This is a genomic window from Streptomyces sp. NPDC058796 (genome assembly GCF_042745235.1).
In the GTDB taxonomy this organism is placed as follows: Bacteria; Actinomycetota; Actinomycetes; order Streptomycetales; family Streptomycetaceae; genus Streptomyces.
In genome coordinates, this window is record NZ_JBHYOP010000008.1 from 260,828 (window position 1) to 274,617 (window position 13,790).

Annotated in this window: 12 protein-coding genes; 5 read left to right on the forward strand and 7 right to left on the reverse strand. The window is 71.9% G+C overall.

What is annotated here, in order from left to right; translation table 11 throughout:
• Nucleotides 1-43 precede the first annotated feature (43 nt).
• From ACFW47_RS21625 to ACFW47_RS21640, 4 genes are all read right to left on the reverse strand, one after another.
• The gene (locus tag ACFW47_RS21625; protein ID WP_386306707.1) at nucleotides 44-1,870 is read right to left on the reverse strand and encodes a glycoside hydrolase family 2 protein; all 1,827 of its coding nucleotides are present in this window, start codon (nucleotides 1,868-1,870) and stop codon (nucleotides 44-46) included.
• A gap of 68 nt (nucleotides 1,871-1,938) precedes the next feature.
• The gene (locus ACFW47_RS21630; protein WP_386283464.1) at nucleotides 1,939-2,838 is read right to left on the reverse strand and encodes a carbohydrate ABC transporter permease; all 900 of its coding nucleotides are present in this window, start codon (nucleotides 2,836-2,838) and stop codon (nucleotides 1,939-1,941) included.
• Nucleotides 2,839-2,840: 2 nt separating this feature from the next.
• Nucleotides 2,841-3,782 carry a carbohydrate ABC transporter permease gene (locus ACFW47_RS21635; protein WP_386283466.1) on the reverse strand — a complete coding sequence of 314 codons (942 nt, stop codon included), beginning with the start codon at nucleotides 3,780-3,782 and terminating at the stop codon, nucleotides 2,841-2,843.
• 23 nt (nucleotides 3,783-3,805) lie between these two features.
• Nucleotides 3,806-5,176 (reverse strand): extracellular solute-binding protein, encoded by a 1,371-nt coding sequence (locus tag ACFW47_RS21640; protein WP_386283468.1) that lies wholly within the window; start codon nucleotides 5,174-5,176, stop codon nucleotides 3,806-3,808.
• Nucleotides 5,177-5,321: 145 nt separating this feature from the next.
• Here ACFW47_RS21640 and ACFW47_RS21645 point away from each other — a divergent pair, with 145 nt between their 5' ends.
• Nucleotides 5,322-6,374, forward strand: a complete 1,053-nt coding sequence (locus ACFW47_RS21645) for a LacI family DNA-binding transcriptional regulator (RefSeq protein WP_386306709.1) — start codon at nucleotides 5,322-5,324, stop codon at nucleotides 6,372-6,374.
• 18 nt (nucleotides 6,375-6,392) lie between these two features.
• Here ACFW47_RS21645 and ACFW47_RS21650 read toward each other — a convergent pair whose 3' ends face one another.
• On the reverse strand, nucleotides 6,393-7,868 hold the full coding sequence (locus tag ACFW47_RS21650; RefSeq protein WP_386306711.1) for a glycoside hydrolase family 43 protein: 1,476 nt from the start codon (nucleotides 7,866-7,868) through the stop codon (nucleotides 6,393-6,395).
• 223 nt (nucleotides 7,869-8,091) lie between these two features.
• Here ACFW47_RS21650 and ACFW47_RS21655 point away from each other — a divergent pair, with 223 nt between their 5' ends.
• From ACFW47_RS21655 to ACFW47_RS21665, 3 genes are all read left to right on the forward strand, one after another.
• Nucleotides 8,092-9,579 (forward strand): NCS1 family nucleobase:cation symporter-1, encoded by a 1,488-nt coding sequence (locus ACFW47_RS21655; protein ID WP_386283474.1) that lies wholly within the window; start codon nucleotides 8,092-8,094, stop codon nucleotides 9,577-9,579.
• Between the two features lie 49 nt (nucleotides 9,580-9,628).
• Nucleotides 9,629-10,354 (forward strand): aspartate/glutamate racemase family protein, encoded by a 726-nt coding sequence (locus tag ACFW47_RS21660; RefSeq protein WP_386283476.1) that lies wholly within the window; start codon nucleotides 9,629-9,631, stop codon nucleotides 10,352-10,354.
• Between the two features lie 129 nt (nucleotides 10,355-10,483).
• Complete coding sequence (locus tag ACFW47_RS21665) at nucleotides 10,484-11,158, forward strand: GntR family transcriptional regulator (protein ID WP_386283477.1); 675 nt, start codon at nucleotides 10,484-10,486, stop codon at nucleotides 11,156-11,158.
• Here the strand turns inward: ACFW47_RS21665 and ACFW47_RS21670 are convergent.
• The gene (locus ACFW47_RS21670; protein ID WP_386306712.1) at nucleotides 11,155-11,931 is read right to left on the reverse strand and encodes an AraC family transcriptional regulator; all 777 of its coding nucleotides are present in this window, start codon (nucleotides 11,929-11,931) and stop codon (nucleotides 11,155-11,157) included. The genes ACFW47_RS21665 and ACFW47_RS21670 overlap by 4 nt on opposite strands.
• A gap of 85 nt (nucleotides 11,932-12,016) precedes the next feature.
• Here ACFW47_RS21670 and ACFW47_RS21675 point away from each other — a divergent pair, with 85 nt between their 5' ends.
• On the forward strand, nucleotides 12,017-12,814 hold the full coding sequence (locus tag ACFW47_RS21675) for a TSUP family transporter (protein ID WP_386306714.1): 798 nt from the start codon (nucleotides 12,017-12,019) through the stop codon (nucleotides 12,812-12,814).
• A 22-nt stretch (nucleotides 12,815-12,836) separates the two neighbouring features.
• Here ACFW47_RS21675 and ACFW47_RS21680 read toward each other — a convergent pair whose 3' ends face one another.
• On the reverse strand, nucleotides 12,837-13,766 hold the full coding sequence (locus ACFW47_RS21680) for a GNAT family N-acetyltransferase (RefSeq protein WP_386306715.1): 930 nt from the start codon (nucleotides 13,764-13,766) through the stop codon (nucleotides 12,837-12,839).
• Nucleotides 13,767-13,790 lie beyond the last annotated feature (24 nt).

The following is a 13,790-nucleotide window of genomic DNA, read 5'->3' on the forward strand; positions in this document are numbered from 1 at the left end:
GAGGCCGGAGGCGGCGGTTCGCCTCCGGCCCGGGGGCGGGGCCCTACGCGGAGTCCTGCTCCCCCTCGATGGCGGCCGGGCGCAACTGTGCGGCGCGGATGCGCTCGACGTCGAGTTTGACGCCGCGGTCGAAGCGGTAGATGCCGTTCTGCTCCTGGAAGACGTCGGTCAGCTGCGTGTAGCAGTAGCCGAACATGTCGCGGTCCGACAGCAGTACTCCGGTGAGTCCGGCGAACCGCTCGTGGAACTCCTCCTCGTTGCGGACGCGTTCGCCGTAGCCCCAGGAGACGGTGCGGTCCTCGCCGGACCGGTCGGCGGCCGCCTCGGGGTCCCACCAGATGCCGCCGAACTCGCTGACGAAGTAGGGCTGGCCGCGGTAGGGCTGGGAGTAGGGGGCGCCGTTGTCGTAGGCGTTGACGAAGGGGGCGTCCTTGGCGAGGCCGGACATCAGCTGCCGGAAGGCGGCCGGGTCCTGCTCGTAGTTGTGGGCGTCGTAGATGTCGGTCTCGGGGACCCGGTGGGCGTAGCCGGAGGCGTCGACGACCGGGCGGGTGGTGTCCATGGCCTTGGTGGCGAGGAACATGGCGCGGGTCACGTCGTCCAGGGTCGTGATGCGGTCGTGGAGCTTCTGGTAGGTCTCGTTGAGCGGGCACCAGCCGATGATCGAGGGGTGCGAGTAGTCGCGTTCGAGGGCTTCCAGCCACTGGGCGACGTAGGAGGCGTCGGGCCGCTGGTTGTCGCCGGAGGAGCCGCCGGTCTCGCAGCCCCAGTCGCCGAACTCGCCCCAGACCAGGTAACCGAGACGGTCGGCGTGGTACAGGAAGCGCTCCTCGAAGACCTTCTGGTGCAGCCGTGCCCCGTTGAAGCCGGCGGCCATGGCCAGCTCGATGTCCCGCACCAGTGCCTCGTCGGTGGGGGCGGTCATCAGCCCGTCCGGGTACCAGCCCTGGTCGAGGACGAGGCGCTGGAAGACCGGGCGGCCGTTGAGGAGGACGGCCTTGCCGCGCAGGCCGACGGCGCGCAGCCCGGCGTAGCTCTCGGCGCTGTCGACGACCTGCCCGGCGGCGTCGGTCAGTTCGAGGCGCAGGTCGTACAGGTGCGGGTCCTCGGGGCACCACTCGCGGCGCCGGCCACCGGGCACCGGCAGGTGCAGGCGCGGGGCGAGGTCCAGGTCGGCGCGTGCCTCGGCGCGGCTCACCTCGCCGTCGGCGTCGCTGAGCACGGCGCGCACCCGGTGGCCGGGGCGGTTGCCGGACAGGGGCAGCTCCACGTGGAAGGCGGAGCCGGCCAGGTCGGGGGTGATGCGGGGGCGGCGCAGGTGCAGGTCGGGGACGGGCTCCAGCCAGACGGTCTGCCAGATGCCGGTGACCCGGGTGTAGTTGCAGTCGTGGTTGGCGTACTGGACGGCCTGCTTGCCGCGGGCCTGCGGGCCGGACTTGGGGTCGCGGGCGCGGACGGTGATGACGACCTCCTCCCCCGCCCCGGCGACGTCCCCGAGGTCGGCGGTGAAGGGGGTGAAGCCGCCGCGGTGCCGGGCGACCTCCCTGCCGTCGGCCCACACGGTGGTGTCGTGGTCGACGGCGCCGAAGTGCAGCAGCACCCGGCGCCCGGACCACGAGGCCGGCAGCGTGAGGGCGCGCCGGTACCAGACGGCCTCCAGGAAGTCGGTGTCGCCGATGCCGGACAGCTCGGACTCGGGCGGGAAGGGCACCAGGATCTCGCCGGTCAGTTCGCGCTCCAGGAGGCCGCGTTCGAGTCCGCTGTCGCCTCGGTCGGTCTCGAACTGCCAGGCGCCGTTCAGGTTGAGCCAGTCGCGGCGCACGAACTGCGGTCGCGGGTACTCCGGGCGCGGGGCGGAGTGAGTGGGCACACATGCTCCAGTCGATCGGTGGGCCGGCGCGGGACGCGCCGGACCCGTGGGTACAGCCGGGGTGAGGGTCAGGAGCCGCCGAGGCCGGTGGTGGCCACGGAGTTGACGATGCGGCGCTGAAAGAGGAGGAAGACCACGATCAGCGGCAGGGCGGCGAGCAGGGCGGAGGCCATGGACTGCGCGTACTGGATGCCGTAGGCGTCCTTGACGGTGGCCAGGCCCACCGGGAGGGTCATCAGGTCGGGGTCGTTGGTGACGATGAAGGGCCACATAAAATTGTTCCAGGCGCCGATGAAGACGAAGATGGCCACGGCCGCCACGATCGGCCGGGACAGCGGCAGCACGATCGACCGGAAGACCCGGAACTCGGAGGCGCCGTCGATCCGGGCCGCCTCTTCCAGTTCCCTGGGGACGGCGTCGAAGAATCGCTTGAGGATGAAGACCATCATCGGCGCGACGACTTGGGGCAGGATGACCGCCGCGTAGGTGTCGACCATGTTGAACAGGGTCATCTGGTCGAACAGCGGCACGACGAGCAGCTGCGGCGGGACCATGATGGCGGCGACGGTGGCGCCGAGCAGCACCCGGCGGCCGCGGAAGGCGCCGCGCGAGAAACCGTACGCGGCGAGGGTGGAGACCGCGACGGTGATCAGCGTCACCAGGGCGGAGATCAGGAAGCTGTTGAAGGCCCAGACGGTGACGTTCCCGCGTTCCAGTATCCGCTGGTAGGCGTCCAGGGTGAAGGCGCCCTTGAACGGAGAGAGCCCGGTGGTGTTGATGTCCTCCTCGCTCTGCACCGAGGTGATGACCGCCCACACGAACGGCAGCAGCCAGACGACGGCGAGGACGACGAGTGCCGTCCCGGCCAGGGCGCGCGGCAGCCGGCCGTGACCGAGGAGCAGGGGCGAGCCGGCCGCTTCGCGGTGGGGACGGCGCCGGGCACGGAGGGTGGTGGCGGTTGCGGACACGGTCAGTCCTCCCGGCGGAAGAGACGGAGCTGCACGAGCGAGACGACGACGATCAGGGCGAAGAAGAGGTACGAGATGGCGGAGGCGTAGCCGAGGCGGTAGCCGGTGAAGCCGACGTCGTAGACGTACTCGAGGACCGGACGGGTGGAGCCGTTGGGTCCGCCCTTGGTGAGGATGTAGATCTGGTCGAAGACCTTGAGGGAGGCCAGGACCTGGAGCATGGCCACCAGGCCGGTGGTCCTGCGCAGTTGGGGCAGGGTGATGGACCACAGCCGGCGCCAGGCGCCGGCCCCGTCGAGAGCGGCGGCCTCGTCGAAGGTCGTGGGCAGGGACTGGAGCGCCGCGAGGTACAGGAGGAAGTTGAAGCCGACCGTCCACCAGACGGTGAGGGCGGCGACGGACCACATGGCGACGGACTCGTCGGACAGCCAGCCGACCGGTGCCATGCCGAAAGTGTCCAGGAGCTGGTTGGCGAGGCCGAGTTCCGGCTGGTAGAGCCAGGTCCAGATCATGGTCACGACGGTCACGGGCAGCAGGTAGGGGGCGAAGAACGACAGGCGCCACGCCCACTGCCCGGCGAGTCCGCTGTGCACCAGCAGGGCCATCGCGAGCGCGACCAGCACCAGCGGGACGCTGGAGACGACGGTGAAGAAGACGGTGTTGCCGAGGCTGCTCCAGACGTCCGGATCGCCGAGCGCCTCGGTGTAGTTGTCGAAGCCGACGAAGTCCGTGTCGCGCAGGGCGAGGGAGCTGTCGGTGAGGCTCATCCAGAGCCCCTGGACGATCGGCCACACCATGAAGAGGCCGAACACCAGCAGGAACGGCAGGACGAACACGAGCCCGTTGCCGGAGCGCGGGCGGCGCCGGGCGGTGCGGCGTCCGCCCGCGGGGCCGGCGGGCGAGCCGGTCCGCTCCCCGGCGCCGGGCGGTGCGGTGGTGGTCACGTCGGTCACACTCCTTCTGCTGGTCAGGCCACCGGGTTGGGCTGCCGCAGCAGCGTGTCCGCCTCGCGGATCATCTGCCGCACCGCCTTCTCGGCGGTCGTGTTGCCCAGCAGCGCCGACTGGAGCGGCTGGCACATGCGGTTCTGGAAGTTCGAACCCGCGCCGGCGAACCAGTTGGGCGGATCGAGCACGGCCACCTTCGCGGCGCCCGCGTAGGAGGACTGCGGGTCCAGTGCCGCGTACTCCGGTTCCGCGATGACGGGCTGGTAGGCGGGGATGTGCCCGGCGCTCGCCCAGGTGAGGCTCTGCTTGAGTGTCTCGGCCACGTAGCGGTGGGCCTCGCGGCGCCGGTCCGGGTCGGGGCTGTCCTGGTGCGGGAGGACGAAGCTGTGGCTGTCGGTGTAGACGGCCGGCTCGTCGAAGACCTGCGGGAAGGGTGCCGCGCCCAGGTCGATGCCGGACTTCTTCAGGGTCGGCAGCTCCCACTCGCCGAGCATCGCCATGCCGCCGCGGCCGCTGGTGAAGGCGGCCAGCGCGCCGTTGTAGTCCAGGTTGTTGGGGTTGGTCCTCCCGTCGAAGAGCCGCGTCATGAGGGTCACGACGCGTACGGCGGCGTCCACGTCGATCTCCGGGGGACCGCCGTCCGGCAGGGCGAACTCGGCGCCGGTCTGCGCGTAGAGGCCGGCGAACAGGCGCCAGTTCTGTGCCGTGTCGGTGACGTGCCCGAACAGGATGCCCGCCTCCCCGGTCGCCTCGGCGAGGGCCTTGCCCGCCTCCAGCAGGGCCTCGGGAGAACCCATGGGGGCCAGCTCACCGCCGGTGGTCAGGAGCCCGGCCCGCGCCGCGGCCTTCTTGTCGTAGAACACGATGAAGGGGTGGACGTCCAGCGGGATCGCGTAGACGGTCCCCTCGTGCCGGGTGCGCGACCACACGGCCGGCGTGAAGTCCTCGCTCGTGACGCCGAACTCGGCGAGCAGGTCCAGGTCGAAGGGGTCCACCAGGCCGCCGGGCGCGTACCCCGCGAGCCGGGAGAGGTGCATGGCGGCCACGTCGGAGGCCCGGCCGCCGGCGGCGGACATGGCGAGTTTGGTGTAGTACGACGGTCCCCAGTCGAGGATCGTGCGGTCCACCTCGAATCCCCCGGCGCCCCCGGCGCCCTGGGACACGGCCTCGATCATCTCGTCCATCAGCATGCCGTCGCCGCCCTGGAACAGGTCCCAGACGCTCAGCGAGGAGGCTCCGGAGGCGGAGGCCGGTGAGGCGCAGCCGGACAGCGGGCCGGCGGCGAGCAGGCCTCCCGCCGCGGCCATGGTGTGACGCAGCAGCCGACGGCGGCTGAGGCGGCGTGCGGAATCGGACGCGGCCGCCCCCTGGGCAGGCAAACGGGAACTCATCACGGACCTTTCGACGGCCGGACGCTCATGCGGTGGCTAGTTTTTACATCGATGTACATTGGCTGTAAAGAGGCGGCGCCCGGGTTGGGGGTGATCGGCTGCCGGGACATAGACTCGGGCAGCGCGAGGAGGCAGGGAGGTCTCGGTGGCACGGCCCAGGATCAAGGACGTCGCACGTCACGCGGGCGTGTCGGAGAAGACGGTGTCCAATGTCATCAACGACTACGCCCATGTCTCCGACCGGACCCGACGCGTGGTGCGGGAGGCCATAGAAGAGCTCGGCTACCGGGTGAACCTGGCCGGACGTCACCTGCGCAAGGGCCGTACCGGCATCATCGCCCTGGTCGTGCCCGAGCTGGACATCCCGTACTTCGCGGAGCTGGCCCGGCACGTCGTCCGGGAGGCCGAGGAGTGCTCCCTGACCGTCCTGATCCACCAGTCCGGCGCGGACCGGGCCCACGAGCTGGCGGCGCTGGCCGGTTTCGGCTCCACGTTCGTGGACGGGATCATCCTGAGCCCGCTCGCCCTGACCGCCGACGATCTGCGGGGCCGCGCGGGCGCCCCGCCCACGGTGCTGCTCGGTGAGCTGCTGGAGGAGGGCGCCGACCACGTGGCGATCGACAACGAGCGGGCCGCGCGCGAGGCCACGGGCCACCTGATCGCGCTCGGCCGGCGCACCATCCTGGCGGTGGGCGGGCGCGACGACCCTGGCCTCGGCACGGCCCAGGCCCGCACCCGCGGCTACCGTGCGGCCCTGGCCGAGGCGGGCATCGCCTACGACCCGGCCGCCCTGCTGCCGGTCGAGTCGTTCCGGATGCCCGACGGCGCCGAGGCGGTGGCTCGGGCGCTCGGGACGGGCCTGCGGCCGGACGCGCTGCTCTGCCTCAACGACCAGCTGGCGCTCGGGGCGTTGCGCGCCCTGCACGAGCACGGGGTCAGGGTGCCCGAGGACGTCGCGGTCATCGGCTTCGACGACGTGGAGGGCGGGCGGTACTCGGTGCCGACGCTGAGCACGGTGGCGCCCGACAAGGCGGCGGTGGCCAAGGTCGCGGTGCAGTTGCTCCAGCACCGCATCGAGGAGGCGACGGGGCCGGAGGAGGCCAACGAGGGCGCGGAGCCCGGTGTGCCGCCCCAGGAGCGCGTCGTGGCCCACCGGCTCGTCCTGCGGGAGAGCACGGAGGGCCACGACCGGCACTGACGGTCGTCGCCGGACGCGTCAGTTCACATAGACCTCGGCGCGGTCGACGCTCACGAAGGACGCCCCGGACTGGGAGTTGCGCTCCCCCGTCACGCGGACACGCAGGGTGTGCTCCCCGTACGGCAACCTGGGGCTGACGTACTGCACCGCCTCGCCGACGCGGATGGGGCCGTGGAAGTCCACCCGCCGCTCCGGGCCGTCGTCGACGCTGATGCCGGCGTAGCCGTTGCCGGTGTCCTTGACGGAGAGCAGGGCGATGCGGGTGCCGGTGAAGGTGAAGGTCGCCGTGGCCCCGGCCCGGTCGCTCCAGTGGTCGTCGCTCCAGAAGCACTGCGTGGCGCAGCCCGTGCCCGAGTTCCAGGCGCCGGTGCGGACGACGCCCCCGGGGCCGCTCGAACGGCCGTCGTCGTTGATCCAGTAGTTGCCCGGCCCGGGGTCGCCGGAGGGCAGCTCCTGGGTGGCACCCAGGGCGAGCGGACGGCCGAAGTCGGGGCTGCCGTCGGCCCGCCAGGTGAACTTCTGGGCCCGCGTCGTGCGGTTGCCGTAGGTGTTCACCGACGTGGTCTTCGCGTGGTAGACGATCCAGTCCTCGGTGCCGTCCGGAGACTTGAAGAAGGCGTGGTGGCCCGGCCCGAACACACCCCGGTCGTCGGCCCGGGAGAACACCGGGCCCTGGTGCTGGTGCCAGTTGCCCGGCGCCAGCGGGTCGGCGCCCAGCGGCATCGACATCATCCAGACCTGGTAGTCGGGCTTGCCCGTGTCACAGGTGGAGTACGTCATCCAGACGCGCCCGTTGCGGTAGAGGAACTCCGGCCCTTCGCGCACCTCGGGGCAGCCGCCGGCGGCGTCGATCGCGACGGCGTCGCCGGAGACGGTGTAAGGGTTGGACATCGGGGCGATGTTGATGCCGTTGTGCTGGTACTGGTTGATGCCGCTGTAGGCGAGGTAGAGGCGGCCGCCGAGCTGGAGGATTCCCGCGTCGATGGCGAAGTCGTCCGCGTGGTTGGGCGGGGCGAGCTTCGCCTTGAAGTGGTACGGGCCGGCCGGGTCGTCGCCCTCCGACTCCAGGACGTACAGGCGGTGGTGCTCGTCGACGCCGTCGTCGGCCGTGTAGTAGAGGTACCAGCGGTCACCGAAGCGGTAGAACTCCGGCGCCCAGATGTTGCGGTTGCGGGACGGGTCGGAGTCGGTCCACACGGTGACCGGGTCGGCGGTCAGCAGGGTGCCCAGCGACGGGGAGCGCCACACGCGGATGCTGTCGCCCTGGGTGGCGGTGAGGTAGTAGTTCCCCTTCCAGTGCGTCATGAACGGGTCGGGTCCGGTGTTGAGCGGGTTGCGGAACGTGCCGGCCGCGGTGGGGCGTGGGGCGGACGAGGGGCCGTCCGCGGCGGCCGGGGCGGTGAACGCGGGCAGCAGGCCGACGAGGAGCCCGAGGAGGGCGGCGGCCAGCAGGCCGGGGTGCGCGCGGGGGCGGCGGGAGGGGCTGGGAAGCACGAGGGGTCCTTTCCGCAGCTTTACATCGATGTAACGACGGGGCGTCACGGTAGGGACGGGCCACACCCCTGTCAACAGGCCGAAAAATGGTATTCCATTTGGCGCAGACCCCTTGACGGTGTCGTTTGGCGAAAACTACGTTCTGTTCACCGGAACGCCACTTCCGCTTTGTGGAACTCTCCAACTCCCCAACCGCCCCGCTCCCTGAGCCCAGGAGTCCCGTATGACTGCCCTGGAAGACCGCCGCTCGCCCGCCGAGACCGACGGCACCGCCACCAGCTCCGGCCTCTACACCTACGACCTGGCCCCGACGAAGCGGGAAGGGCGCCGCTGGGGCGCCTACAACGTCTTCACGCTCTGGGCCAACGACGTGCACAGCCTGGGCAACTACGCGTTCGCCATCGGACTGTTCGCCCTCGGGCTGAACGTGTGGGGCATCCTCGCCGCCTTCGCGCTCGCCTCGGTCCTGCTCTTCCTGCTGTTGACTTTGTCCGGGTTCATGGGGCACAAGACGGGGGTGCCGTTCCCGGTCATGAGCCGCATCGCGTTCGGCGTCAAGGGCGCGCAGATACCGGCCGCCGTCCGAGGAGCCGTGGCCATCGCCTGGTTTGGTATCCAGACCTACCTCGCCTCGGCCGTGCTGAGCACCCTCCTGGTGGCCATGTTCCCGGACCTGGCCCGCCTGGACACGAACTCCCTGCTCGGCCAGTCGACGCTCGGCTGGATCACCTTCCTGGTCCTGTGGGCGGTGCAGGTCGTCATCGTCAGCTACGGGATGCAGATGATCCGCCGGTACATGGCGTTCGCGGCGCCCACCACGCTGCTCACCATGTGCGCCCTGGCCGCGTGGATGTTCGTCCGCGCGGACGGCTCGGTCTCGCTGTCCGTCGACGACCCGCTCACCGGCGGCGCGATGTGGCTGCAGGTGCTCCAGGCGGCCGCCCTGTGGGTCGTGATCTACGGGACGTTCGTGCTGAACTTCTGCGACTTCACCCGGTCGGCGAGGAGCCGCGGCTCCATCGTCCGCGGGAACGTCATCGGCATCCCGGTGAACATGCTGTTCTTCGCCGTCATCGTGGCGGTCCTCAGCGGGGCCCAGTTCAGCCTCGACGGGCGCGTCATCACCAGCCCGACGGACATCGTGCGCAGCGTGCCCAACATGTTCCTGCTCGCCGTCGCCTCACTGGCCCTCATCGCCCTGACCGTGGCGGTGAACCTGCTGGCCAACTTCGTCGCCCCGATCTACGCCCTGGTCAACCTCTTCCCCCGCCGGCTCGACTTCCGCCGCGCGGGACTGGTGAGCGCGGTGCTGGGCCTGGTCATCACGCCCTGGAACCTGTACAACAGCCCGGTCGTCGTCAACTACTTCCTCGGCGGGCTCGGCGCGCTGCTCGGCCCCCTGTTCGGCGTGATCATGGCGGACTACTGGCTGCTGCGGAAGGGCCGCGTGAACGTGCCGGCCCTCTACACCGAGGACGCGGAGGCGGAGTACCACTACCGCCGCGGCTACAACCCGCGGGCCGTCGCCGCCTTCGTGCCGAGCGCCGCGATCGCCGTCGTCGTCGCGCTGGTGCCCTGGTTCCACGCCGCGGCCGGCTTCTCGTGGTTCATCGGGGCGATCCTCGCCGCCGCGCTGTACGCGGTCGTCGCCGACCGTTCCTCCCCGATCCGCGACGTGGACGGCGAGTCCATCGCCGTCGCCGCGGAATAGCTCCGGCACCGTCGCGCGCCGTACCCCCTTTCGAGCAGAAGGCCCCTTCATGCGCATTCTCGTGGTCAACGTCAACACCACGCGGTCCATCACCGACGCGATCGGCAAGCAGGCGGCCGGCGCCGCCTCGCCGGGCACCGAGATCGTCCCGTTGACCCCCTCCTTCGGCGCGGAGTCCGTCGAGGGCAACTACGAGAGCTACCTGGCCGCGGTCGCCGTCATGGAGACCGTGCGGGCCCATCCGGAGCCCTTCGACGCGGTGATCCAGGCCGGATACGGCGAACACGGCCGGGAAGGGCTGCAGGAACTGCTCGACGTCCCCGTCGTCGACATCACGGAGGCCGCGGCGAGCACGGCGCAGTTCCTGGGCCGCCGGTACTCCGTCGTCACCACCCTGGACCGGACGGTCCCGCTGATCGAGGAGCGGCTGGAGGTGGCGGGTCTGAGTGCCCGGTGCGCCTCGGTGCGGGCGAGCGGGCTGGCCGTGCTCGAACTGGAGCGGGACGAGCAGGCGGCCGTGGACGCCATCACCGAGCAGGCCGCCCGCGCGGTCGAGGACGACCGGGCCGAGGTGATCTGCCTCGGCTGCGGCGGCATGGCCGGCCTCGCCGAACGCGTGGTGGAGCGGACCGGTGTCCCCGTGGTCGACGGGGTCGCCGCCGCCGTGACGATCGCCGAGTCGCTGGTCCGCCTGGGCCTGTCCACGTCCAAGGTCCGCACCTACGCACGTCCGCGCCCCAAGCAGATCGTCAACTGGCCCCCGGAGACCGGCTGACCCGTCCCCGCCCGTCCCCCGCTCCACGGGCCGCGACCGGCCCCGGGGTATTCTGACGGGCCGCCCGACCGACGCACCGCACCGCCCGGTCGGCGTGGCTCGGAACGGGAAGACGGACGAAGGACGGCGATGGCTGCGTCAGGGGGCTTCACGCCCGAGTCCGAGCGGGTCACACGGCAGTTGCGCGACGAGATCATCGACGGTACCCGGCGACCGGGCAGCCGTCTGGTCGAGCGTGAGCTGGCCGAGGCGCTCGGAGTGAGCCGGCTGCCGGTGCGGGAAGCCCTCAAGACCCTGGTGTCCGAGGGGCTGGTGACGCCGAGGCCGCGGACCTGGGCGGTGGTGCGGGAGTTCACCACCAGCGACATCGCGGACCTGGACGAGGTGCGTTCGGGCCTGGAGACCCTGGGTTTCCGGCTCGCCGCGCAACGGCACACGCGCGAGGGGCTGGAGAGGCTGCGCGCGACGGTGGACGCGGAACTGGAGGCGGCGCGCGCGGGTGACGCGGTGCGGGCGCGGCGGGCGGCGGCCGACTTCCACGAGACGGTCGTCTCCCTGGCCGCCAACGAACTGCTCAACGAACTCGAACGCGTACTGCGCAGCCGGCTGCGCTGGCTCCTGGGCCAGCACGACGACCTGCTGGCCGTGGCGCTGGAACACGAGGCCCTGTACCAGGCCATCGCCGAGCGGGACGTCGAACGGGTGCAGGAACTCGTCCTGCACCACTTGGCGGCCAGCCGCAGCGCGGCCCTGGGCCACCACGCACAGGAGCGGGCCACGAGCCGGGAACGGGACGCGTCCTAACGCTGCCCCCGACCGCGCGCCGTGAAGCGCGAGGGCGGAGCGCCGAAGGCCCGGGTGAAGGCGGCGGTGAACGCGGCGGGAGAGGCGTAACCGAGGCGGCCCGAGACCGCGCTCACCGACCCCGTACGCAGCATCGGCACGGCCGCGAGGAGCCGCGCGCGGGCCCGCCAGACGGCGGGGCTCTCGCCCGTCTCCGCACGGAAGCGCCGGGTGAAGGCGCGTTCGCTCATCGCGGCCCTCGTGGCCCACTCGGCGTTGGTCACCCCTGCGTCCGGAGCGGCCAGGTAGGCGCGGCAGAGCTCCGCCAGGCCGCCGGAGGCCGGGATGCGGACGTGGAACGGCAGCGGAGCGCGGGCCGCGATCTCGTGCAGCAGAAGGTCGGCGATGCTCCCCTCCCGGCCGGAGAGGCTGTACTCGGCCTCGAAGTCGACCGCCGCGAGGAGCAGTTCGCGCAGCAGGGGCGGAACGTCGACGACCGTGCAGGTGCCGGGCCACCACGGCACGGCGGCCGGCTCGACGTACAGGCTGCGGGTGCTCACGCCGAGCATGCGGACCCGGTGCCGGGTGGCGGCCGGAATGAGCACGGCACGCTCGGGCGGCACGGTCCAGGTGCCGTCGGCGGTGTCCACGACCATGACCCCGGTGGCCCCGTACAGGAACTGCGCGCGCCGGTGTTCGTGCCAGTCCAGGAGGTGGCCGGGCAGGTAGTCGGTGCCGATCGGGACGACGGCACGGTCCACGTGGTCGACGTCGGCCAGGGGGACGTTCCTCACCCGGCCACCTTACGGGCCGGGACGCGAAGGAACGGGGCCGGGCATCGAATGCGGGCCCGGTGGACGGGCTGGTGGAGTGGTCCTCGTGACTCTTCTGGCTCTGCTCGGCATCGGGCTTCTCACCGGCCTGACGACCGTGCTGTTCGGGTTCGGCGGCGGTTTCGTCGCCGTCCCGGTCGTGGTGTGGGCGGACGCCGCCCTCGGCGCGGACGCGATGCGGGTGGCGACGGCCACCTCGGCACTGGTCATGGTGGTGAACGCGGCCTTCGCCACGGCCGTCACGCCCCGGCGGGTGCTCGCCGCCCTGCGCGGCAGCGTCCCGCTGCTCCTCCTGCTGGCGGCCGGTGCCTCGGCCGGCGCCCTCGCCACCCGGCACGCCCCGCCCGGCCTGGTCCGCTGGGCGTTCGTCCTCTACGTCGTCCTCACCGTCGTCGACCTGCTGCTGCGCCCCGGCTTCCTGCGCCCGCACACCCCGTCCGGACCGTCCCGCGAGGCACCGCGTCCCTTGCCGGCCGCCGTCGGCGCGCCCGTCGGCGCGGTGGCCGCCTTCCTCGGAGTGGGTGGCAGCGTCATGACGGTCCCCGCGATGCGCAGGGCCGGGCACCCGATGCGAGTGGCCACCGCGCTGGCCAATCCGCTGACCGTCGCCATCGCGCTCCCGGCGGCGCTGGTCTTCCTGGGCGGCACCGAGGGCCCCGCCGCGGCAGACGGTGGCGCGCGCCTGGTGGGACTCGTCGACGTCGGGGCGGCCGCCGCGCTGCTCCTGGGCGCCCTGCCCGTGATCGCGGTGCTGCGACGCCGCCCGCCGCGCATCCCCGACCGGGTCCACGCCTGGACGTACATCGCGCTGCTCGGCGTCGTCGCGGTGGCCATGGTGCTGTGAGCGCCACCGCCCGGGCCCGGCGTCAGACGAGCACGGCCTCCCAGGTGTCGACCGCGTAGTGGACCGACATGCCGCCTCGGCCGTAGAGCCGCGGGGCGCCCGTTGCGTTGGCGGTGTCGACACCGAGCCCCACCGTGTCCCTGCCCCGCGCCGCGAAGTGGGCGAAGGCGTGCCGCAGCAGGAATCCGCCGAGGCCGCGGCCGCGGGCCTCGTCCAGGACACCGATGGAGCGGATCCAGCCCATGGCCTCGCGGTCGTCGCGGGCCAGCAGGAACCCGGCGTCCCCGAGGTCGTCGGTCTCGGCGATCCACACGAGGGACCAGTCCAGGCGCTCGGCGTCGATGTCGCTGAGCCACAGTGCGTACTCGCGCGGCTGGAAGTCGAAGTGGTCCGCGAACGCCCGCTGGTAGAGCTCGTGCACCCGCAGGCGGTCGGCCTCCGTGGCGCAGGCCCGCACCCGCACTCCCGCCGGCGGCTCGGGCGGGAGGTCGCTCGCCGGGTCCACCGCACGCCTCAGCACGTGGTAGCGCCGTACGACGCTCCAGCCGCGGTCGGTGAGGAGCCCGGTGTCGGTCGTGGGCCGGGTGTTGAGGTGGAGGTGGACGACGGCCCGCTCCGCCCCGTTGTCCCGTGCCTTGGCCAGGGCACGGGCCTCCATGGCCGCCAGGACCCGGAGCCCGGTCGCCTGGTGCTCGGGCAGCACGTAGTGGTCGATGTCGACGCGTTCGCCGCCCGACTCGTCCCACAGCAGCCCGTAGGCCACGAGCCGCCCGTCGTCGAAGGCCAGCCACGAGTCGCGCGTCAGGTCGGTCTCCGGGTGTTTCAGGTCGGCCTCGACGGTGTGCTGGTCGGTCTCGGGGCGGCCGATCTCGATCCGGTCGATCTCGTTGAGCAGGCCGGTGATGGCGGGGGCGTCGGCGAGGGTGGCCGGCCGCACGGAAGCAGGGGACATGAGTGCAGGGTTGGGGTTGACGGT